Source organism: Phenylobacterium composti DSM 19425 (assembly GCF_059568645.1).
In genome coordinates this window covers 77,561-98,192 of sequence record NZ_JCANTT010000016.1, presented here as the reverse complement: position 1 = coordinate 98,192, position 20,632 = coordinate 77,561, and the positions used below count along the sequence as shown (strand labels likewise).

The 20,632-nt window shown below is 67.1% G+C and carries 24 protein-coding genes, 1 tRNA gene and 1 pseudogene; 15 read left to right on the top strand and 11 right to left on the bottom strand.

The genetic code is table 11. The features are described 5' to 3' along the window. Positions 1 to 90: 90 nt before the first annotated feature. From pheS to BO64_RS12095, 3 genes are read left to right on the top strand one after another with little or no spacing between them, the layout of a single operon-like run. Positions 91 to 1,200, top strand: coding sequence for a phenylalanine--tRNA ligase subunit alpha (pheS, locus tag BO64_RS12105; protein ID WP_496403560.1), 1,110 nt, complete (start codon positions 91 to 93; stop codon positions 1,198 to 1,200). A gap of 13 nt (positions 1,201 to 1,213) precedes the next feature. Beyond that, positions 1,214 to 3,640 carry a phenylalanine--tRNA ligase subunit beta gene (gene pheT, locus BO64_RS12100; protein ID WP_496403559.1) on the top strand — a complete coding sequence of 809 codons (2,427 nt, stop codon included), beginning with the start codon at positions 1,214 to 1,216 and terminating at the stop codon, positions 3,638 to 3,640. A gap of 57 nt (positions 3,641 to 3,697) precedes the next feature. Further along, complete coding sequence (locus BO64_RS12095) at positions 3,698 to 4,243, top strand: TIGR00645 family protein (protein ID WP_496403558.1); 546 nt, start codon at positions 3,698 to 3,700, stop codon at positions 4,241 to 4,243. A 45-nt stretch (positions 4,244 to 4,288) separates the two neighbouring features. Here the strand turns inward: BO64_RS12095 and BO64_RS12090 are convergent, their stop codons facing one another. Continuing rightward, positions 4,289 to 4,972: a DUF1134 domain-containing protein gene (locus BO64_RS12090; RefSeq protein WP_496403557.1), complete on the bottom strand. Its 684-nt coding sequence runs from the start codon at positions 4,970 to 4,972 to the stop codon at positions 4,289 to 4,291. 146 nt (positions 4,973 to 5,118) lie between these two features. Here BO64_RS12090 and lepA point away from each other — a divergent pair, with 146 nt between their 5' ends. Beyond that, positions 5,119 to 6,924: a translation elongation factor 4 gene (gene lepA, locus BO64_RS12085; protein ID WP_496403556.1), complete on the top strand. Its 1,806-nt coding sequence runs from the start codon at positions 5,119 to 5,121 to the stop codon at positions 6,922 to 6,924. A gap of 100 nt (positions 6,925 to 7,024) precedes the next feature. Beyond that, positions 7,025 to 7,237: an alkylphosphonate utilization protein gene (locus tag BO64_RS12080; RefSeq protein ID WP_496403678.1), complete on the top strand. Its 213-nt coding sequence runs from the start codon at positions 7,025 to 7,027 to the stop codon at positions 7,235 to 7,237. Position 7,238: 1 nt separating this feature from the next. Here BO64_RS12080 and BO64_RS12075 read toward each other — a convergent pair whose 3' ends face one another. Beyond that, positions 7,239 to 7,427, bottom strand: a complete 189-nt coding sequence (locus BO64_RS12075; RefSeq protein ID WP_496403555.1) for a hypothetical protein — start codon at positions 7,425 to 7,427, stop codon at positions 7,239 to 7,241. Between the two features lie 221 nt (positions 7,428 to 7,648). Between BO64_RS12075 and BO64_RS12070 the strand changes: the two genes are divergently transcribed. The 5 genes from BO64_RS12070 (at position 7,649) to BO64_RS12050 (ending at position 10,662) form a co-directional block, all read left to right on the top strand. Further along, positions 7,649 to 7,786 (top strand): entericidin A/B family lipoprotein, encoded by a 138-nt coding sequence (locus BO64_RS12070; protein WP_496403554.1) that lies wholly within the window; start codon positions 7,649 to 7,651, stop codon positions 7,784 to 7,786. Between the two features lie 117 nt (positions 7,787 to 7,903). Next, positions 7,904 to 8,299, top strand: coding sequence for a DUF983 domain-containing protein (locus BO64_RS12065; protein ID WP_496403553.1), 396 nt, complete (start codon positions 7,904 to 7,906; stop codon positions 8,297 to 8,299). A gap of 78 nt (positions 8,300 to 8,377) precedes the next feature. Then, on the top strand, positions 8,378 to 8,536 hold the full coding sequence (locus tag BO64_RS12060; protein WP_496403552.1) for a DUF3309 family protein: 159 nt from the start codon (positions 8,378 to 8,380) through the stop codon (positions 8,534 to 8,536). A 72-nt stretch (positions 8,537 to 8,608) separates the two neighbouring features. Further along, entirely contained in the window at positions 8,609 to 9,943 is a 1,335-nt protein-coding gene (locus BO64_RS12055; protein ID WP_496403551.1) for an MFS transporter, read from the top strand. A gap of 5 nt (positions 9,944 to 9,948) precedes the next feature. Further along, positions 9,949 to 10,662: a DUF599 domain-containing protein gene (locus BO64_RS12050; protein WP_496403550.1), complete on the top strand. Its 714-nt coding sequence runs from the start codon at positions 9,949 to 9,951 to the stop codon at positions 10,660 to 10,662. Here the strand turns inward: BO64_RS12050 and BO64_RS12045 are convergent. Together BO64_RS12045 and msrA are read right to left on the bottom strand one after the other, a co-directional pair. Beyond that, positions 10,659 to 10,994 (bottom strand): MmcQ/YjbR family DNA-binding protein, encoded by a 336-nt coding sequence (locus tag BO64_RS12045; protein WP_496403549.1) that lies wholly within the window; start codon positions 10,992 to 10,994, stop codon positions 10,659 to 10,661. The two genes, BO64_RS12050 and BO64_RS12045, sit on opposite strands and share 4 nt — an antisense overlap. Positions 10,995 to 11,013: 19 nt before the next feature. Further along, positions 11,014 to 11,667 (bottom strand): peptide-methionine (S)-S-oxide reductase MsrA, encoded by a 654-nt coding sequence (msrA, locus tag BO64_RS12040; RefSeq protein ID WP_496403548.1) that lies wholly within the window; start codon positions 11,665 to 11,667, stop codon positions 11,014 to 11,016. Between the two features lie 132 nt (positions 11,668 to 11,799). On the opposite strand from msrA, the gene BO64_RS12035 reads away from it, so the two are divergent. Beyond that, positions 11,800 to 11,889: transfer RNA gene (locus BO64_RS12035), tRNA-Ser, on the top strand. A gap of 286 nt (positions 11,890 to 12,175) precedes the next feature. On the opposite strand, the gene BO64_RS12030 is transcribed toward BO64_RS12035, so the two are convergent. Beyond that, positions 12,176 to 12,331 (bottom strand): hypothetical protein, encoded by a 156-nt coding sequence (locus BO64_RS12030; RefSeq protein ID WP_496403547.1) that lies wholly within the window; start codon positions 12,329 to 12,331, stop codon positions 12,176 to 12,178. Between the two features lie 221 nt (positions 12,332 to 12,552). Between BO64_RS12030 and BO64_RS12025 the strand changes: the two genes are divergently transcribed. Further along, positions 12,553 to 12,699 (top strand): hypothetical protein, encoded by a 147-nt coding sequence (locus tag BO64_RS12025; RefSeq protein ID WP_496403546.1) that lies wholly within the window; start codon positions 12,553 to 12,555, stop codon positions 12,697 to 12,699. Between the two features lie 58 nt (positions 12,700 to 12,757). Here BO64_RS12025 and BO64_RS12020 read toward each other — a convergent pair whose 3' ends face one another. Beyond that, entirely contained in the window at positions 12,758 to 13,396 is a 639-nt protein-coding gene (locus BO64_RS12020; RefSeq protein WP_496403545.1) for a hypothetical protein, read from the bottom strand. 82 nt (positions 13,397 to 13,478) lie between these two features. Here BO64_RS12020 and BO64_RS12015 point away from each other — a divergent pair, with 82 nt between their 5' ends. After that, positions 13,479 to 13,709 (top strand): hypothetical protein, encoded by a 231-nt coding sequence (locus BO64_RS12015; RefSeq protein WP_496403544.1) that lies wholly within the window; start codon positions 13,479 to 13,481, stop codon positions 13,707 to 13,709. On the opposite strand, the gene BO64_RS12010 is transcribed toward BO64_RS12015, so the two are convergent. The 5 genes from BO64_RS12010 to BO64_RS11990 are packed head-to-tail and all read right to left on the bottom strand — an operon-like array spanning position 13,706 to position 16,959. Then, positions 13,706 to 14,596 carry an IS1 family transposase gene (locus tag BO64_RS12010; protein WP_496403543.1) on the bottom strand — a complete coding sequence of 297 codons (891 nt, stop codon included), beginning with the start codon at positions 14,594 to 14,596 and terminating at the stop codon, positions 13,706 to 13,708. The two genes, BO64_RS12015 and BO64_RS12010, sit on opposite strands and share 4 nt — an antisense overlap. Before the next feature lie 31 nt (positions 14,597 to 14,627). Next, positions 14,628 to 15,788: a helix-turn-helix domain-containing protein gene (locus BO64_RS12005; RefSeq protein WP_496403542.1), complete on the bottom strand. Its 1,161-nt coding sequence runs from the start codon at positions 15,786 to 15,788 to the stop codon at positions 14,628 to 14,630. 15 nt (positions 15,789 to 15,803) lie between these two features. Beyond that, the gene (locus BO64_RS12000) at positions 15,804 to 16,484 is read right to left on the bottom strand and encodes a hypothetical protein (protein WP_496403541.1); all 681 of its coding nucleotides are present in this window, start codon (positions 16,482 to 16,484) and stop codon (positions 15,804 to 15,806) included. A gap of 57 nt (positions 16,485 to 16,541) precedes the next feature. Beyond that, positions 16,542 to 16,718 carry a hypothetical protein gene (locus BO64_RS11995; RefSeq protein WP_496403540.1) on the bottom strand — a complete coding sequence of 59 codons (177 nt, stop codon included), beginning with the start codon at positions 16,716 to 16,718 and terminating at the stop codon, positions 16,542 to 16,544. A 49-nt stretch (positions 16,719 to 16,767) separates the two neighbouring features. Continuing rightward, positions 16,768 to 16,959 carry a hypothetical protein gene (locus tag BO64_RS11990; RefSeq protein WP_496403539.1) on the bottom strand — a complete coding sequence of 64 codons (192 nt, stop codon included), beginning with the start codon at positions 16,957 to 16,959 and terminating at the stop codon, positions 16,768 to 16,770. 1,525 nt (positions 16,960 to 18,484) lie between these two features. Here BO64_RS11990 and BO64_RS11985 point away from each other — a divergent pair. Further along, positions 18,485 to 19,636 (top strand): annotated as a pseudogene (locus BO64_RS11985) (autotransporter outer membrane beta-barrel domain-containing protein); the annotation flags it as partial. Next, positions 19,635 to 20,513, top strand: coding sequence for an autotransporter family protein (locus BO64_RS11980; protein WP_496403677.1), 879 nt, complete (start codon positions 19,635 to 19,637; stop codon positions 20,511 to 20,513). The pseudogene BO64_RS11985 and the gene BO64_RS11980, both read left to right, overlap by 2 nt. Positions 20,514 to 20,632 lie beyond the last annotated feature (119 nt).

Here is a 20,632-nt window from a genome sequence, read left to right as displayed (position 1 = left end):
TTGAAGCGTCCAAGAGCCCTCCGGCCGAACCGCCGGAGGGCTTTTTGCTGCCTTCCGCTCCAGGCCAACCTCCTCTAGAGCACCCCCGTCATGACAGACCTTACCGAACTGCAGGCCGGGCTCCTCGCCCGCATCGAGGCCGCGCAGGACGTCGCCGCCCTGGAAGCCGTCCGCGTGGAGGCCCTGGGCAAGTCCGGCGCCATCTCCGAGATGCTCAAGGGCCTGGGCAAGATGAGCCCGGACGAGCGGCGCGTGGAGGGGCCCAAGATTAACGGCCTGCGCGACGCCGTCGCCTCCGCCATCGCGGCCAGGAAGGCGGCCCTCGAGGCGGCCGAGCTCGACCGCAAGCTGGCCGCCGAGCGCGTGGACCTCACCCTACCTGCGCCCTACGAGCGTCGCGGGCGGGTGCATCCCACCATGCAGGCCCTGGACGAGATGATCGCCGTCTTCGCCGACATGGGCTTCGCCCTGGCCGAAGGCCCGGACATCGAGGACGACTTCCACAACTTCACCGCCCTGAACTTCCCGCCCAAGCACCCGGCGCGGGAGATGCACGACACCTTCTGGCTGCCGCAGGGCGAGAACGGCGAGCGCAAGCTGCTGCGCACCCACACCAGCCCCGTCCAGATCCGGACGATGCGCACCTCGAACGAGAAGCTGCCGTCGTGGATCGCCAACGGCCAGGCGCCGCCGATCCGGGTGATTGTCCCGGGCCGCGTCTACCGCTCGGATTCGGACGCCACCCACACCCCGATGTTCCACCAGCTGGAAGGCCTGGTGATCGACCGGAACATCCACATGGGCCACCTGAAGTGGACCCTGGACGCCTTCACGCGCCGGTTCTTCGAGACCGACGCCGTGGTCACCCGCTTCCGGCCGCACCACTTCCCGTTCACCGAGCCGTCCTGCGAGATGGACGTGCAATGCGACCGCTCGGGCGGTTCCGTGAAGATCGGCCAGGGCGCCGACTGGCTGGAGATCCTGGGCGGCGGCATGGTGCATCCCAATGTGCTGAAGAACTGCGGCCTCGATCCCGACGAGTGGCAGGGCTTCGCCTTCGGCCTCGGCGTCGATCGCCTGGGGATGCTGAAGTACGGCATGCCCGACCTGCGCGACATGTTCGCGGCCGACGTGCGCTGGCTGCAGCACTACGGCTTCTCGGCCTTCCAGGCCCCGAACTCGGCCGCCGGCCTCAGCTAAGGGAGAGACGCGCATGAAGTTCACCCTCTCCTGGCTGAAGGAGCACCTGGAGACCGACGCCACCGTCGATCAGGTGGTCGAGGCCATGACCATGGCCGGCCTTGAGGTCGAGTCCGTCGAGGACCCGGCCTCCAAGCTCGCCAAGTTCAGCGTGGCCAAGATCGTCGAGGCCGTGCAGCACCCCAACGCCGACAAGCTGCGTGTCTGCCAGGTCGAGACCAAGGATGGCCGCCTGGAGATCGTCTGCGGCGCGCCCAACGCCCGGGCCGGCCTGACCACCATCTACGCCCCCATCGGCGCCTATGTGCCCGGCAGCGGCATCACCCTGGAGGCCCGTCCCGTCCGCGGCGTGGTCTCCAATGGCATGCTGTGCTCGGCCAAGGAGCTTGAGGTGGCCGAGGAGTCCGACGGCATCGTCGAACTGCCCGACGACCTGCCGGTGGGCGCGCCCGCGGCCGAGGCCTTCGGCCTGGAGGCCGTGATCGACTTCGAGGTGACGCCCAACCGGCCCGACTGGCTGGGCGTGCGCGGCATCGCCCGCGACCTGGCCGCCGCCGGCCTCGGCAAGCTCAAGCCCGAGACCATTCCGCAGGTGAAGGGCGGCTTCCCCTGCCCGGTGCAGATCCGCGTCGACGGCGAGGTCTGCCCGGTGTTCGCCGGCCGCCTGATCCGCGGCGTCAGGAACGGCCCCTCGCCGGCCTGGCTGCAGCAGCGCCTGACCAGCATCGGCCTGCGCCCGATCAACGCCCTGGTCGATATCACCAATTACATCGCCTACGACCGCGCCCGGCCGCTGCACGTCTACGATCGCGCCCTGATGGTGGGCGACGTGATCGAGGCCCGCCTGGGCAAGGCCCCGGCCGAGCCGTCGGCGGGCGAAACCGCCAGCGCCGAGAAGCACGCCGACGAGCAGCTGATCGCGCTCGACGGCAAGACCTACGACATCACCCCCGAGATGTGCGTCATCGCCGACGCCGACGGCCAGCGCCCGATCGGCCTGGGCGGGGTCATGGGCGGGGAGTCCACGGGCTGCTCGGACGGCACCACCGATGTCTTCCTGGAATCGGCCTGGTTCGATCCGATCCGCATCGCCCAGACCGGCCGCGACACCGGCATCAACTCCGACGCCCAGTACCGCTTCGCCCGGACGGTCGATCCGCAATCGGTCATCCCCGGCATCGAGCTGGCCACGGCGATGATCCTCGAGCTGTGCGGCGGCGAGGCCTCGGAACTGGCGATGGCCGGCGAGGCGCCCGCCCCGCCCGCGCCCTTCGCCTTCGACCGGACCTATGTGAAGAAGCTTTCGGGCCTCGACCTTCCGGCCGCCGAGATCGACCGCATCCTCACCGACCTCGGCTTCGAGGTGGCGGGCGATCAGGTGACCCCGCCCAGCTGGCGCCGGGACGTGGAAGGCAAGGCCGACCTCGTCGAGGAGGTCGCCCGCATCGTCGGCTACGACAAGCTGCCGGCCGATCCCCTGCCCGAGGTTCCGGCGGCCGCCGGGGGCGTCCTCACCGTGCGCCAGCGCCGCATGCGCGACGCCCGCCGGGCGCTCGCCGCCCGCGGCTATGCCGAGGCCATCACCTGGAGCTTCATGCGCCGCGCCTTCGCCGAGCTGTTCGGCGGCGGCCAGCCGCAGCTGGTGCTGGCCAATCCGATCGCCTCGGACCTGGATTGCATGCGCCCCACGGCCCTGGGCAACCTCGTGGAGGCGGCCGCCCGCAACGCCCGCCGGGGCTTCCCCGACGCAGCGCTGTTCGAGATCGGCCCGAACTTCCGGGGCGATACGCCCGCCGACCAGTGGAGCGCCATCACCGCCCTCGTGGCGCCGCACGCGCCCAAGTCCTGGATCAAGGCCGCCGTCGATCCCCTGTTCGCCCTCAAGGCCGACCTCCTGGCCGTGCTGGACGAGCTGGGCGCCCCGAGCCTGCAGATCGTCCAGGGCCAGGCCTCGCCCTGGTGGCACCCCGGCCGCTCGGCCCGGCTGCAGCTGGGGCCCAAGGTGGTGGTCGCCGAGTTCGGCGAGCTGCACCCGCAGGTGCTCAAGGCCCTCGACGCCGAAGGCCCCATGCTGGCCTTCGAGATCAACCTCGACGCCATCCCCGAGCCCAAGAAGAAGGGCGGCGTGAAGACCAGGGCGGCCCTGGAGCTTTCGCCCCTGATGCCGCTGAAGCGCGACTTCGCCTTCGTGGTCGATGCGGCCACCCCGGCCGGCGATCTCGTCCGCCCGATCCTGGGCGCCGACAAGCAGCTGATCGCCGATGCGCGGGTGTTCGACGTCTATCAGGGACCTGGCGTGCCCGAGGGCCAGAAGTCGGTCGCCCTCGAGGTGGTCGTGCAACCCCGTGAGAAGACCCTCACCGACGCCGAGATCGAAGCCCTGTCGGCCAAGGTGGTGGCGGCGGCCGAGAAGGCCGTGGGGGCCAGGCTGCGGGGCTAGTCAGACAAGCATGCGGCCCGGTTTGCCTCGCTGGCGCCGGGCCGCTAACTAGCGCCCATGTCCGACCCCAAGAGCCCCGTCCGCAAGCCGGTCGCCGAACGCTGGCTGGAAACCGGCCTTTTCCGTGCGCGCTGGCTGATGGCCCCGTTCTATGTGGGCCTGGTGCTGGCCCTCGTGGCGCTGCTCTTCATCTTCGGCAAGGAAGCCTGGCACGAGTTCTCGCACCTGCCGACCATGTCGCCTGAAGAGGCGATCCTCATGGTGCTGGCCCTGATCGACCTGTCGCTGGCCGGCAACCTGCTCCTGATCGTGATCTTCTCGGGCTACGAGAACTTCGTCTCGAAGATCGACACCGGCGACGACGAGGACCGCCCCGGCTGGATGGGCACCGTCGACTTCTCCGGCCTGAAGATGAAGCTGATCGCCTCGATCGTGGCGATCAGCGCCATCGCCCTGCTGCGCGCCTTCATGCAGCTGGCCGAGGGCAAGGAAATCCCCGACCGCCACCTCGCCTGGCTGGTGGGCATCCACATCACCTTCGTGGTGTCGGGGGTGCTGCTGGCGCTGATGGACCTGCTGGCCTCCAAGGCCGACAAGCACTAGCGGGCTGCGGGGCCCCGCGCCGTCGCGGGGCCGCCGGCGATCGCCTTAGAACGGCATGATGTTGCGCTTGCGGCTGTAGGCCAGGTAGCCGACGTTCGCGCCCAGACGCACGCCCACGCCCGCGCGGATCGGCGCGAGAGTGATGCCGTTGGCCTTCTGGTAGTTCACGCCCAGGCCGCCCACGAAATAGGCCGAACCCTCGACGCCGGGGAACCGCTGGAAGATCAGCGCCGGCTCATAGAGGTCGTACACCAGCGTGAAGACCCGGCTGGCGTTGCCGCCGAAGTCCCAGCCGACGGACGGGCCCTGCCAGTAGACCTCCATCGGCTCGCGGTCCTTCATGTACAGCAGGCCCCGACCGTAGCGGCCGCCGACTACGAACGAGCCCGAGCCCTCCTCGCCGGCGATATAGGCGGTGGGGCGGCCGTTGTTGGCGAACAGGCGCTCCACCACCCCGCCCGCCGCCTCGGCGGTGACGCCCATGAAGTCGGAGACGCCGCGGATGATCTCGTCCTGGCTGTAGGTCTTGTCCTCGCTGCGCGCGGAATAGGCCGGCGTATGGCCGGGCGGGGGCGGCGGAGCATAGGACGGATCGTAGGAATCGCTGGGGCCGCCGGCAGGCGGCAGCGGCTGGCTGGACACCGTCTGGGCGCGCGCCAGGGCGGGCGCTCCCACAAGGGAGCCGCCGAGGGTCACAAGGCCCGTGGCGATGAGCGTGCGGCGATCCATTGCGGCGTGCCTCCTTCGTAGCTGCCAGATCCCGGCCCCGAGGCTCTGAATTGCCGTTGTCAGCTTAATGGCGGATTAACCACATGCGCCGTGACGCGACGCCGCGTCCTCGCGATAGTCGCGGAATGTGCTAGAGGGCGCGCGCAATGACGACTCCCCTCGACAAGATCCGCAACTTCTCGATCGTGGCCCACATCGACCACGGCAAGTCGACGCTGTCGGACCGGCTCATCCAGGAGACCGGCGCCCTCACTGCGCGCGAGATGAGCGAGCAGGTGCTCGACAACATGGACATCGAGCGGGAGCGGGGCATCACCATCAAGGCCCAGACGGTGCGCCTGCACTACAAGGCCGACGACGGCGAGACCTACATCCTCAACCTGATGGACACGCCCGGGCACGTGGACTTCGCCTATGAGGTCAGCCGCTCCCTGGCCGCCTGCGAGGGCTCCATCCTGGTGGTCGACGCCTCCCAGGGGGTCGAGGCCCAGACCCTGGCCAACGTCTATCAGGCCATCGACAACAATCACGAGATCGTGCCGGTCCTGAACAAGATCGACCTGCCGGCCGCCGAGCCCGACCGGGTGCGCCAACAGATCGAGGACGTCATCGGCCTCGACGCCTCGGACGCCGTGGAATGCTCGGCCAAGTCCGGCGTCGGCATCCATGAGGTGCTGGAGGCCATCGTCCAGCGCCTGCCGCCGCCCAAGGGCGATCGTGACGCGCCGCTGAAGGCCCTGCTGGTGGACGCCTGGTACGACCAGTACCTGGGCGTGGTGGTGCTGGTCCGCGTCTTCGACGGCACGCTGCGCGTGGGCCAGAAGGTTAAGATGATGCAGACCGGCGCCCAGTATCAGATCGACCGTCTGGGGGTGTTCCGGCCCAAGCAGACCGAGGTGGACGAGCTCGGCCCCGGCGAGGTTGGCTTCATCACCGCCTCGATCAAGGAGGTGGCCCACGCCGCCGTGGGCGACACCATCACCGACGAGAAGCGCCCCACCGACAAGCCCCTGCCGGGCTTCCGCGAGGTGCAGCCGGTCGTGTTCTGCGGCCTCTTCCCGGTGGACGCCGCCGACTTCGAGGACCTGCGCGCCGCCATCGGCCGCCTGCGCCTGAACGACGCCAGCTTCACCTACGAGATGGAGACCAGCGCGGCCCTGGGCTTCGGCTTCCGCTGCGGCTTCCTGGGCCTCCTGCACCTGGAGATCATTCAGGAGCGGCTGAGCCGCGAGTTCGACCTCGACCTGATCGCCACCGCCCCGTCGGTGGTCTATCGCGTCAAGCTCACCAACGGCGACGAGATCGAGCTGCACAACCCGGCCGACCTGCCCGATCCGGTTAAGATCGAGAGCATCGCCGAGCCCTGGATCAAGGCCACCATCTTCACCCCGGACGAGTACCTCGGCTCGATCATCAAGCTGTGCCAGGACCGCCGCGGCGTGCAGCGCGAGCTGTCCTACGTCGGCACGCGGGCCATGGTGGTCTACGACCTGCCTCTGAACGAGGTGGTGTTCGACTTCTACGACCGGCTGAAGTCGATCTCGAAGGGCTACGCCTCCTTCGACTACCAGATCGAGGAGTACCGGATCGGCGACCTGGTGAAGATGTCCATCCTGGTCAACGGCGAGCCGGTGGACGCCCTCTCCATGCTCGTGCACCGCGACCGGGCCGAGGCCCGCGGCCGGGGCATGGTCGAGAAGATGAAGGACCTGATCCCGCCGCACATGTTCCAGATTCCGATCCAGGCGGCGATCGGCGGGCGGATCATCGCCCGGGAGACGGTGCGCGCCCTGCGCAAGGACGTGACCGCCAAGTGCTACGGCGGCGACATCACCCGCAAGCGCAAGCTCCTCGAGAAGCAGAAGGAGGGCAAGAAGCGCATGCGCCAGTTCGGCAAGGTCGAGATTCCCCAGGAGGCGTTCATCGCCGCCCTGAAGATGGACGCGGATTGAGGACAGCAGGATGAGCGACGACGAGTTCGTCTACGACGAGGCCACCGGCGAGTGGATCAGCGCGGCCGAGGCCGCCGAGAAGGCCGCTGCGGCCAGCCGCGTGGAAGTGCGCGACGCCGTCGGCAACCTGCTGGCCGACGGCGACAAGGTCACGCTGATCAAGGATCTGGTGGTGAAGGGCGCTGGCCAGACGCTGAAGCGCGGCACGGTCATCCGCTCGATCCGCCTCACGGGCGATCCGCAGGAGATCGACTGCCGGCACGAGACCATCAAGGGCCTCGTGCTGCGGGCCGAGTTCGTGAAGAAGATCTAGCTCAGAGCTGGTTGAATTCGCCGCAGCGGCACTTGACCACCACGTCGCGGAGCTTGGCCGGGTCGTTCTCGGCCAGGATCACCGCATCGCAGGCGCCGCATCGGTAGTGGGTGCCCTCGGCGCCTTCGGTGACCTCCTGGGCCATCATGACGGTGCGGCGGCCCACGAAGAGGCCGGGGAAGGTACGCATCGGGACTTCAAGCACGCGAGTACTCCATCAACGCGGCGCGTCATGTCGCACTGCACAATCGCCGTGGCAAGTTTTCCTTGCGATGCGATGACGATGTTCGGCGAATCCGCGCCGGGCTGCCGATTTCGTGGGCGGCGCCGCAATCCCGCCGCGACCTTGACTACAAGCCCGTCGTCTTCGAGTTGAAGGGGGAGCCCCCGAGGGCCTCACAGGAGAACACCATGCGCAAACTCATCGTGCTCGCCGCCGCGGCCTCGGCCCTGCTGGTCGGCGCCTGCAACACCATCTCGGGCATCGGCCGCGACGCCCAGGCCGCCGGCCGCGCCGTCACCGGCGCCGCGGAAAGCGCCAAGCGCTGATCTGATGCGCGCCCGCCCCGGCGGGCGCCCTTTCGGCAGGCGGCCGGCTGCGGCCTATGGCTGTCGAAGGCCATTCCACCCTTTCCGTAGCGGCCTTGAGCGGGCATATGGCGCGCCATGGCCGAAATCGTCCATCCGCTGTTGCGCTCGGTCGCCCGTGGCGTGCGGCACCGTTGCCCCGCCTGCGGCGAAAGCCGCCTGTTCTGGCGCTACCTCAAGGTGGTCGACCGTTGCGAACGGTGCGACCACAGCCTGGCGCAGTATCCGTCCGACGACGGCCCGGCCTATCTCACCATCGTGCTGGTGGGCCACCTGATCGTGGCGCCGCTGCTGCTGTTCCCCATCGTCTGGGAAAGCGACCCGCGCTGGTCCCTGCCGATCATGCTCTGCTCCATGGCGGCCATCACCCTGTGGCTCCTGTCCCGGGTGAAGGGCGGCTGGATCGGCCTGATGTACGCCCTGGGCGTCAACGCCCGTGATTCGCGGCTGCACACGGCCGACACGGCGGACTGATCCTCGTTTGGAACCTGCGCCTTGGGGCGCACGTTTGGCTCACCACGGCGCAGGTCGGGGCGCACGCAGGAGAGCCGAATGTCCCTGGGCACTATTCTGATCATCATCCTGATCCTGCTCCTGATCGGCGCATTGCCGAGCTGGGGCTACTCCCGCAGCTGGGGTTACTTCCCGAGCGGCGGCCTGGGCCTGGTCCTGGTGATCATCATCATCCTGGTCCTGCTCGGACGCCTCTAGCGAGGCGCCCCTTGGCGTAGGCCCCGCCGAAACCTAGCATCCCCCCGAAGAGTATGAGTTCGGGGGGATTGCATGACGGCCACTGAGACCGGCGCAGAGAGCGAAGCGCCGGCGGCGCTGACCACGGCGGGGTTGACGCCGATACAGAGGGCCAAGGCGATCGTCGGCGGGTGCGCCGGCAATCTGGTCGAATGGTACGACTGGTTCGCCTACTCGTCCTTCGCCCTCTATTTCGCCCCGCACTTCTTCCCCAAGGGCGACACCACAGCCCAGCTGCTGCAGACCGCGGCGATCTTCGCCGTGGGCTTCTTCGCCCGCCCGCTCGGCGCCTGGCTCATGGGCCTCTACGCCGACTGGAAGGGCCGCCGGGCCGCCCTGGCCATGAGCGTCAGCATGATGTGCGCCGGCGCCTTCGCCATCGCCGCCCTGCCCGACGCCCGCCACATCGGCGCCTGGGCGCCCCTCGGCCTGTTGCTGGCGCGGATTCTCCAGGGTCTGTCGGTGGGCGGCGAATACGGCGCCAGCGCCACCTACATGTCCGAGATGGCCGGCCGCGCTCGCCGCGGCTTCTGGGCCTCGTTCCAGTACGTCACCCTCATCGCCGGGCAGCTTCTCGCCCTGGCCGTGCTGGTGCTGCTGCAGAACGTCATGGACCGCGGGGCCCTCGAGGACTGGGGCTGGCGCATCCCCTTCGTCATCGGCGCGCTGCTGGCGATCGTGGTGTTCTGGATCCGCTCCGGCATGGACGAGAGCCCGTCCTACGAAGCCGCCAAGGCCGCGGGCGCCGAGCGGGCGCGGACCATGATGCTGTTCGTGAAGTTCCCCCGCGAGAGCGCCATCATCTTCGCCCTCACGGCCGCAGGCTCCTTGGCCTTCTACGCCTACACCACCTACATGCAGAAGTTCCTGGTCAACACGGCCGGGTTCAGCAAGGGCGCGGCCACGTCGATCACCGCCGTGGCCCTGATCATCTACATGTTCGCCCAGCCGCTGTTCGGCTGGCTGTCGGACCGCCTGGGCCGCAAGACCACCATCGCCTTCGCCTTCCTCAGCGGCGCGGTCGCCACCTATCCGGTGATGTCGACGCTGGCCGGCGGGCCCTCCCAGGCCACGGCCCTCGGCCTCATCGTCCTCCTGCTGGTGACGCTGTCCGGCTACACGGCGGTAAGCGGCCTGGTGAAGGCCGAGCTCTTCCCGGCCCATGTCCGGGCCCTTGGGGTCGCCCTGCCCTATGCGGTGGCCAACGCCCTGTTCGGCGGCACCGCCGAATACGTGGCCCTTTGGTTCAAGGACGTGGGAAGCGAAAGCGGCTTCTACATCTATGTCTCCGTGATCATGGCCCTGGGCTTTGTGGTCGCCGTGCGCCTGCGCGACACCAACACCCACTCGCTGATCAAGGAGGACTGAGGGCCGTGGGGCCGATCACCCTGCCAATCCCGACCCTGGACCTCGTGGCCCTGGCGGTGTTCGCCGTCGCCTGGCTGTTCTACGAGCCGATGCTGACCCTGGTGGCCCGGCGACGCGGCGGGGTGATCAACACCGACATGACGGTCATCCGCGCCGCCTGGATGACCAACATGACCGGCCGCAGCCCGCGGCTGATGGATGGCCAGCTTCTCGGCCACGCCCTGAACTCGGCCTCGTTCTTCGCCTCGTCCAACCTGCTGCTGATCGCCGCCGCGGCCGGCGCCCTGTTCGGCGGCGAAGCCACCTTCCGCTCGGTCTCGGCCCTGGAGGTGGTGCGCACGTCCTCGCGGGTGCTGTTCGAGCTCCAGCTCGCCCTGGTGCTCATCAGCCTGGCCCGGGGCCTGCTCGACTTCATCTGGTCGATCCGCCAGCTCAACTACTGCATCGCCGGCATGGGCTCGGTGCCCGATCCACTCCCCGACGAGGCCCTGCGGCGCGAGTACGGGTCGGTGATCGCCCGCATCCTCAACCCGGCCCTGTCGTCCTTCAACGCCGGGGTCCGCGGCTACTATTTCGCTCTGGCGGCGGCGGCCTGGCTGTTCGGCCCCTACGCCTTCATGCTGGCGACGATCAGCGCCGTGGTGCTGTTGTTCTGGCGCCAGCGCTCCTCGCGGGCGGCGGGCGCCATCGCCGACCTGCGCCAGTTGCTGGAGCGCTAGGCGAGGCCGAGCTCGGCCCGGGCCTTCTTCGTCAGCTTGGCCGCGATCAGGCTGTGCGAGGTGGCGATCCAGTGCGCGATGTCCTCCTCGGCCGCGTCGGCAAGATTGACGCTGACCCACTGGCCCTTGGCCAGATAGGGCGCCTGGCGGCCGGGCCCGCCCTCGGTCAGGGCCATGAAGCCGATCTCCGTCACCTTGAACGACACCGCCTCGTCGCCGCAGATGGCGAACACCTTGCCGCCCACCTTGTAGACGTCATGGCCGCCCCACTGGACAACGTGGGTGGTCGCCGGCAGGCCCAAGGCCGCCCGGGCCACCGTCTCGTGCGTCACGCCCCCCACGGCCGGCGGCTCAGGCCTCGACGCCCACGCCGATGGGGCAGGTCACGCCGGTGCCGCCGATGCCGCAGTAGCCGTTGGGATTCTTCGCCAGGTACTGCTGGTGATAGTCCTCGGCGAAATAGAACGGCCCGGCTGGGGCGATCTCGGTGGTGATGCGGCCGAGGCCCGAGGCCGACAGGGCCTGCTGATAGGCCTCCCGCGAGGCCTCGGCCTCGGCGGCCTGGGCGTCGTTGGTCACATAGAGGCCCGAGCGGTACTGGGTGCCGATGTCGTTGCCCTGGCGCATGCCCTGGGTCGGGTCGTGGTTCTCCCAGAACACCTTCAGCAGGTCGCCGTAGCTGACGACCTTGGGATCGAAGACCACCATCACCGACTCGGCGTGGCCCGTGCGCCCCGAGCAGACCTCCTCATAGGTGGCGTTGGGAGTGATCCCCTGCTGGTAGCCCACGGCGGTCACATGGACGCCCGGGATCTGCCAGAACACCCGCTCCACGCCCCAGAAGCAGCCCATGGCGAAATAGGCGATCTCCAGCCCTTCCGGATACGGCCCCTTGAGCGCCCGGCCGTTCACGAAATGGGTCTCGGCCGTGGGGATGGCGGTCGGCCGCCCAGGCAGCGCCTCCGCGGCGGTGGGCAGGTCGAGGGGCTTGTTGGCGAACAGCATGGTGATGCGCTCCGGAAACCGTCGCCCCGCAAGATAGGGGCTCCGCCGCCCCCGCGCATCCCCGACGACGCGACGGCGCTTGCCCTGACAGGCGACCTGACTATATTCGCGCCCTCTCCGCGGGAGCCGTGGGGTGAGGTGGCCGAGTGGTTGAAGGCGCACGCCTGGAACGCGTGTATACGGGAAACCGTATCGAGGGTTCGAATCCCTCTCTCACCGCCACAGAAGGCAATAATTTCAACCAGTTAGGTGCGCCAGGGTGTGCCAAGGCTGGCAGTAATCCCCGTTAATCCCACAATCCGGGTTGTCCCACATGGAGGGGTTTGAAGAAGGACCCGAACGACTCAGGGGCCTTGCTTCAGGAGTGCAGCGCCTCGATGTCGACGTCGAGGGTGGCCAAGTGCTCGTCCGGCGAGGAGCGCCTTCTGGACGGCCTCCAGGCGCGAGAAGGTGATCTTCTCGACGGGCAGCGATCCCAGGCGGGTCATCTTCCCGGCGACCTCGATCTTCAGGCCGAGAGCACGTTCACGTTGGAATTGGCGGTCGCCACGCTCTTGCAGTTGTAGACCGACCACACGGTCTTGGGGCAGCGGTCGAAGGCGGCGTCCACCGTGAATGCGCCCGGCTGGTCAGGCTCGGCCTTGCCGGTGTTGGCGGGCTTCACGTTCAGGCCGAGGATTAGTCTCGGGCGCGGATGCGGGCCTCGCCCTTGTCGCGGGCCTCGGTGGAGACGCGCCGCCGTGCCCCAGACTGTGGGTCAATGTAGTCAGCAACCCAAATGCCGCTAGGCTTCTGCTTCAGGTTCATCGCGGCCTTCTAGTGGGTAGAAATCTCACCCTTCTAGTGGGTAGAAATCTCACCGTGGGAGAGTTGGTCCACGATGGTTTGGGCGACCTCACGGCCGCGGTCGGTGAGCGTCAGGTACTTGAGGCGGCGGTCGCGGACGTCAACCACCTGCTCCAGCCAGTAGAGGGCGTCGGGGTACTCATCGACGGCTCGAAGAACAGTTGGATCGTCTTCTGGATCGACTGACCCACCTCCAAGATGATGGCACGCAACCTTATCAATGGGTGGTGTCTCAGTTTGAAATCTACACGGTCGGCCAGATCGCCGCGATCATCCGGCAGGCGGTCTCGATCTGCTGGACCCGCCGCGTCGTGTTGGCTGAGCCGTACACTACCCGACCGCGCGGTACGTCGATGACCATCGATGCTTGAGAGTGCGGCGCCCCGATGTGGGCGAGGTGTTGCGCGGCATGCATGTGGGCAATGGTGGCCAGGTGGCCGTTCGCCTCCGAGCGACGGTTCTCGGCATTCTCTCCGGTCGTCCCGATGGTACAGCGCACGAACACCTCTCCGAGTCGTTCGCCAGCGCGGGTGTTGAACCGCACGAGGGCATCCGGATAGACGGAGATTTCGACCCCCGCGACCATCAGCGATGGCGACGGGTTCGGCGCCGCCTCATATCTACCGGCGGACAGATCGAGAGCGTTAACTGAACGTTGGAAAGTCTGGACGACTTCTAGTGAACGTTGAGCATCGTCGCGCACGAGCGGGCCGTTGGCTTCGTCATCGCGACGCTGTTCAAGATTAGCGACGGTGGCCGCAACGATGTGGTTCGTGTTCTCCGGCGATCTAAGACAAGACGAAATCGCCTGACGGGCAAATTTGTACTGAATTATCTTGGGTTTGTTGTCGCTTGGAGCCTTCGCCTGGCGTAGAATCGCCATCTGACCCATCGGGGTCGGAGCCACGAGATAGTCTGCTAGCTGAGACGCCGAGAGTTTTGCATGAGTACGCGGAGACAACGCCATGGATGAGTTCCTGATTGTTGCAACGACTCCGATGGATACAGAGGTATATCTGTCGGAACTGTCCGCGAAAACCCTGGCCGACAATGGCCTGCTCCAGCCTAGTGGCGGGCTCTACCTCTATGAGGCCTGCGATGAGCCGGGGCGGCAGGGCATCCGCGTGCTCGCATCGGTGCCCGACACGGATTCCGGCTACCGGCTCCTTGAACTTCTCGGAAAGGCGGCGGCTTAGGCCGCCTTCGCCCGCGGCTTGTACGGCCCGCGCTTCTTACCCTTCGCCTGCGGCCGCCGCGCTTCGATCCGTTCCGCGAGGTCTTCCAGCGACCACAGCGTATCCGTGACGCCGGCAGCCATGGCCGGTGACAGCTTGTTCAGCGCCTTGTGCTGGCGGACGAAATTGTAGTGGAAAAAGTACAGCGCCAGCGCGTGAAGGTGGTTGTCGATCTTCTTGGAGAAGGCGTTCGTCAGGCGGGTGAAGCGGCGGTTGCCCATCCGGATCGAGAGGTTCGACCGCTCGACGTAGGACGTGGAAACGTGCGCCTCGTCCGGGTTGCCGGTGACGGTGTGCTTCTTGGCGCCAATGCACTCCGGCGGGCTGTAGCGCCCGGCCGGGCTGGTGCTGCCCTTGTAGATCTTCACCAGTTGGGCGAAGTCCACATCATCGCCGAACGCGCCCTCTACGGCCTCCACGTAGGCGCGGTGACCGTCTGAGGTGAGCTGGACCCGGTTGGACAGCCGGTCCTTCAGGTCTTCGATGAACAGCTTGGCGCACGACAGCGTGCGGTCGCCCACGGCGTAGGTGACAATCAGCTTCGTGTCAGCGTCCAGGGCCGTCCAGGTCCACACGTCGCCCGCGTCGAGCGGCGCGGCCTTCGCCTTACCGACGTTGCGCTGCTTGCAGTAGTTGAACGACCAAATCTCGTCGCACTGGACGCGGCTGGCCTTCACGTCGCGGACCATCTCGTCATGCATGGCGATGCAGGTTTCGCCGGCATCCACCAGCAGCTTCGACACCGTGTTGATCGATACATCCGCCACCCGCGAGATCGACCGCATCGAGGAGCCTTCGACCAGCATGGCGAGGATTTGGACGCGCTTCGCGAGGGGCAGCTTGTTCATGCCCCTCTTATCTGAACTTTTTGCTTGAGTGTCAAGCAATATGTTCAGGACCCAAATCTCGCTTGAGTTGGAGTCGAACTACGCGGGTGTCGAGGTATCCCCTCGGCACGCCGCACAGGCTCTCCACGTCGGCCAAGTTCAACGACAAAGCGCCCTCAATCTGTTCGCGCGTATAGACGCCATGTTCGACGAGCATCTTCACGGCGTCAGCAAGCACCGACGGCGTATTTACCGGAAAAGCCTCATCAAGCGGCTCCACCTTCCTGATCTTTTTCCAATTCATCTGTTTGAAAAGGTAAGAGAATTGATTGTCAGTGAAGATGTCGAGGTCTTTGCAGCGGTAAGCCATCGCCGCTATGGAAACACCCCAACGCTGCTTCAGCGTAGTGAAGTAACCGATGGAGGTTCCGAGAACCTCGCTGCTAAAGCTTTCGCGCGGCAACAGAAAGGCGCTGGCAAAACGGTTTGCCTGCTTCTCGATGCGATCAAGATTGTCGGAGCTTAGCTCAACGCTCGCGTGAAGAATTACATGGCCTAGCTCGTGAGCTAAGTTGTAAATGTCTCGCGGACCGCTGGTCACCTCTTCCGACAGAAGGATGAAGGGCCGAGCGCAAATCCAGCAAGACACCGCATCCATGTCATCACACGCCACGGCCTCGCGGACTATGATCGCTCCCTTGCGCTCAAGAAGCGCCGCGAGGTTGCGGATGGGGCCGCGCCCGAGACCCCAATGATCCCTGGTCGCCTCCGCCGCACGCTCAATGTCTTCCTCGTCCGCCGTCTCCGGATCGAAGGCAATGGCCGGGAAATCGACGTTCGGCAGTTCCACGAAGCGTTCGACTAGGGCGCAGATGTCTGCCGCCCACTGAAGGCGCCTAGTCACTCTCCTCCGATGATGCTGCTCCATCCGCTTCAGGCTGCGCCAGAACGGCGTTCTCAGTTCACCCGCCCGGGCCGGTACCGAAGTGAAAAATGAAAGCGGCTGAGCAGTAGATGAGATGATCTTGCCAAGAACTTCTCCGCTCGGGGAAATTTGGCCGTTTTCATACTGAGCAACCGCCTGCTTGCTGACACCCAAGGTCTCAGCGAATGCCTCCAGGGTGAGACCTCGCGCCTCCCTGGCCTCCTTGATCCTTTCGGGAATCAGCTTCGCTCGGGGGCGCGTGGCGGCACCCCCGTTCTCGGTACGCATGGTCACTCCCTTCCCCTACTTCTCGCCGTCTTCCGCAGCGTCTTCGTCTTTGCCCTTGAGGGCTTCCTCGATCTGCTCCTTGAACTTGATCTTGGCGCGCTCGGCCGGCGGCTCCGGTTCCACATGGATCTGAGCGGCCGCCAGCCGGTACAGCACGTTCGTGTGCGCCAGCCACTCCTTGCCGTCGGCGGAGGGCATCGCCCAACACAAGTGGCCCAACTGGCCGCCGGGCACGCCGAAGGTGAGCCACGCGAATAGGTCCGCCGCAGACTCGGCGGCCTCCCTCAGAGGAACGACGTTCTCGAACAGGCTCCCGTAGTTCGTCAGCCGCTCGTCTTGGCGGGTGGGCGTGTCCTCGGGAAACGCGCTCGGGCTCTCGCTGCGGCAGATGTGCGCCTTGAAGCCGCCCGACCTCATCTCGACCCAGTGGAACGGGCCGCGCGGCATCGCGGAGATGACGGACTCGAAGGGCAGATCGCCAGCCTCGCACGCCGCGTGGACCCGCGACAGGATGGCCGCGCGGCGCACGTAGCCGCGAAGGTCCTTCGCGAGGAAGGCCGCAGCCCCCTGAAGCCAGCTTTGATTTTCGATGGTGTCGTCCGCCAGGAGAATGCCCTGCTGCACCGCGCGGACGAGCTGTGCGTCGGCGCTCGCCGGAAATGCTTGATCTAGCCGCTCTTGGAGATAGTCGCCCACGCCCGAATCCTCGCCAGATGTCGATGCAAGTGGTTTTCCCTCAAACCTCTTTTCAGGTCAAGTGGTTTTCGACCACCGTTTCGCTGCCGCCTTCTTAGCGATCTCCGACCGCTCCTCCGGCGTCAGCTTCGCCGCGCGGGCAGCGCCGCCCTTCTTCCCGCCACGGCTGTGGTGGGCCTTGTCTTCGGGCGTTGGGTTATCCTCGACCTCGCCGGTCGCGATCTTGCCGACCATGACCGCAAGGCCGATGGCGTCAGCGGGGCGCTTCTCTCCGCGCGGGCCTTTAGGCATCGGAATGGTCCCTCAGGAAGCGCTCGATTTCGAGCCTAACACCGCTCGTCGCGTCCCGGAGCGTGATCCGCTGAAAACCCTCGGCGCGCATCGTCGCGACCTTCGCCAGGGCCTCCCGCGTGGGAAGCGGGTTCAGCTCTATCTCAACAGCGCTGTTCGGGCTGATGGCCTCGATGATGAACATGCCGCCATCATAGCGGGTCGCTCGCCGAGGCGCGATGCTTGTCAACGGCGGGCAAATTCAAACTGAGACACCACCTATCAATGTCTAGAACAAAATAAGAACAACAGGCCCCCTTGGGCGGAGCCAGGTGACGTCTCGACTGCCGCCACCGCCACTCTTTCCGCCGACCGTCTCCTTTCCGGATCTCCGCGCGACTGACGGGAACCCCGCCGACGTCGCGCGCAGAGGCCGGGCCGTGGCGCGGCATTGGTCGTGAAAGGGCCACGGGCGAGCAGCGGCAGAACTGGGATCCGTCGAAAGCTTCAACGGCCGGCTGCGCGGACGCCTGAGCTCTCACACAGTGATCGCAGAGGGCGGAAGGTCACGGGGAGCGACGACATGTCGCACCTCCTGGTAGTGGACCTGCAACTCTACCGCTTATGGCTTAGCCGTAAATCTTGCGCGCCTCCTGGCCAAGGATCGTGGCCCCTGGGGACGACCGAGAAAGCGAATGAAGACCTGCGCATACCGCGTGGGCGAGGCGGTTATCGCGACGCTCCGGCCTTGCCGCGTCTGAGCGCTTTCGAGGCTGGCTCCAGACGGGCGAGGAGGGCATGAGGAAGGGTTCCAGAGAACCGTGCGTCACCCGCAGAACATTCCGGTCGGAGCGGTTTCGGCTCGCCCCGCCCCGGCCACGGCCGGACTGCCGCTGACCCCTCTGGCCGCGCTCCTCCTGTGGGCGCCGGATACGGCCTTCGCCCAGTGCATCCCGGCCCCGCCAGGCCCTGTCAGCCTCGCCGCCGGCTCCTGCGAGGATGACGGCGTCACCCGCACGAGCAATGCGGCCGCCGTGCCGGCTGTCGACGTCACAGGCGGCACATACACCGGCAATTCCGTCATCCTCGAGACCACCGCGTCCGCGGCGACCGGCGCCAAGGCCTCGCAGACCGGACAGATCATCCTGAACGGCGGCTCGGTCACGACCCAAGGCGACAACGCCGCCGGCGTCCTTGTCGTGGACAATGGCTCCGTCTTCAACGGAACCGGCCTCGATATCGGGACATCCGGCGATAGCGCCTACGGCGTCACGTCGCGCGACGTGACGCAGGTCACGCTCTCCGACAGTACGATCCAGACCTCTGGAGCGTCCTCTGCATTCGGCTTGTACGCCACCACCGGAAGCCAGGTCACGCTCCGCAATGTGGCCATCTCCACCACAGGCTTCTTCAGCGAAGGCCTGTTTGCTCTCGACGCCGGCACCGAGATCGACGCCGCCGATCTCACGATCAACACCCAGGGGGATGATTCCTACGCGCTCACCATTGGGACCGGCGCAACCTTTGCCGGTCGAAGCCTGTCGATCACGACCAGCGGCGCCTTGTCAGCCGGCGCCTATGCGGCGGTTGGGGGCGTGGCGAACCTCGAGAATTCGACGGTCACCACGACAGGGGACGGCTCCCACGGCCTGAAGCTCAATGACGGCGGCTTGCTCACCGCCACCAACGTCAATGTCTCGGTGACTGGCGCTTCCTCCGCCGCCCTTTACATGGATGAGGGCACGCTGGTCGCCCCGAACCAGTTGACCGTCAACGGCGGCAGGCTGTCCGCAAGCCAGGGAGCCGTCATTCACGTCTTCGGCGGCGCCGGATCGGTCACCCTGAACGGCCCCATCGTCATCAAGTCTGGCGTCGTCGGCGGCAAGCGCCAGTTCGCATTGGTCGAGGACGACGCCGGCGTCGCCAGCAATCTCTCGCTCGACGTCAACAGCGTGAACGGCATTGAAGGCGCCTTCTCGGTGCAGGGTGTTGGTGCGGGCCATGTCGTGAACGCCGCCTTCACCGGGTCGCGCTGGCGCGGCGATCTCACGGTCGATACGGGCAACACCGCCAATCTCAGCCTGGCGAACTCCACCTGGACCGGCCTGTCCGCCGGCGCGACGGACATAACCCTCGACGCCATCAGCCTCTGGAACGTCACCGGATCCTCGAGCGCGGGCGTCGTCACCAATGCCGGGCGCATCATCTTCGAGCCTGCCGGCGCATTCTCCACCCTGACCGTGAACAGCTTCGCCGGTCAGGGCGGAACACTGCGCCTCAACACCCGGCTCGGGGACGACGCCTCTCCCAGCGATGTCCTGGTGATCGACGGCGGCGCGGCCAGCGGCACGACGCGCATCGCTATTGTCAACGCCGGCGGCGCCGGCGCACAGACCACCAGCGACGGCATCCGCGTCGTTCAGACGATAAACGGCGCCACCACCGACCCCGACGCCTTCCGTCTCGCCGGCCGCGTCGCCGCCGGCGCCTACGAATATCGCCTCTTCCGCGGCGGCGTCATGAGCACCGAGGACTGGTTCCTCCGCTCGTTCCGAAGCGCCGACCCGACGCCCCCGCCGGTCAGCCCCGGGGACGGAACCTCGCCGGTCGACCCGGGGGACGAACCCCCGCCGGTCGATCCCGGGGATGGAACCCAGCCGGTCGACCCGGCGGACGACCCCCTGCCGGCCGACCCCCTGCCGGCCGACCCCGGGGACCAGCCCCCGCCGGTCACCCCGGGGGACCTGACGCCGTTGTACCGCCCCGAGGCGGCCCTGTATGCGCCGGTTCCCGCCCTGACGCGCGCCATGGACCTGGCGCTGATCGGCACGCTGCACGCGCGCGCGGGCGAACAGACCCCCGAGGCCTGCCACAGGTTCGATGAGACCTGGGCTCACGCTGCACGCGCGCGCGGGCGAACAGACCCGGGGCGCCAATACTCAAAACGTCTGGGCCCGCGTCATCGGCGAGTACGGCGACGGCCGCTGGTCGGGCCCGGTCGACGCCCGCATGTCGCGTTCGCGCATCACCGGGGTGCAGCTGGGAACGGATCTCTACCGCTCCCACGACGACGGCCAGGATCCCCTGGGCGTTTACGTCAGCCGCATCCAGCATCGCGCGGACATCCGCGGCTTTGCGTTGGGAAGCCGCAATCTCCCCGTCGGGAAGCTCACCCTGGACGGCACGGCGGCCGGCGCCTACTGGACCCACTACACCTCATCGGGGCGCTACCTGGATGCGGTGATCCAGGGTCACTGGTTCGACGTCGAGGCCAGATCCGACTACGGCGGCGGCCTGGATGCCAGCGGGGCGAGCTATGCCGCCTCCCTCGAAACCGGCCGCGCCTTCTCTCTCGGCGGCGGCTGGAAGATCGAGCCGCAGGCCCAGATCATCGGCCAGACCCTGTCGATCGATGACAGTGCGGATGGTTTCTCCACGGTCCGCTGGCAGGAGGACGTCAGCTGGACCGGGCGTATCGGCGTGCGCCTGCATCACACCCGCTGGACCGAGAGCGGCCTCTGGCAGCCCTACGTCAAGGCCAACATCTGGCATGGCTTCAACGGCGCCGACCGCGTGGATCTGGGATCGGACGCCATCGAGAACCGCTTCGGCCAACGCGCGGTCGAGATCGGCATCGGCGTCACCGGGCGGGTCTCCTCATCGGGCAGCCTCTACGGCCATGTCGACCATCGCTGGTCCAGCGGCCGCGAGCGGCGGTCCGCGACCGAAGCTGTAATCGGCGTGCGCTTCAAACTGTGATGCTCCACAGCGGCGCCGTCCGGCCGGGAGACGCCGGACGGCGCCGCTTCGTCTGATGCGCCGAGCCGGCACGGGGGCCTGATGCGCGCAGCCGCCGCCCTGCGCGGTTGACGGCCGCT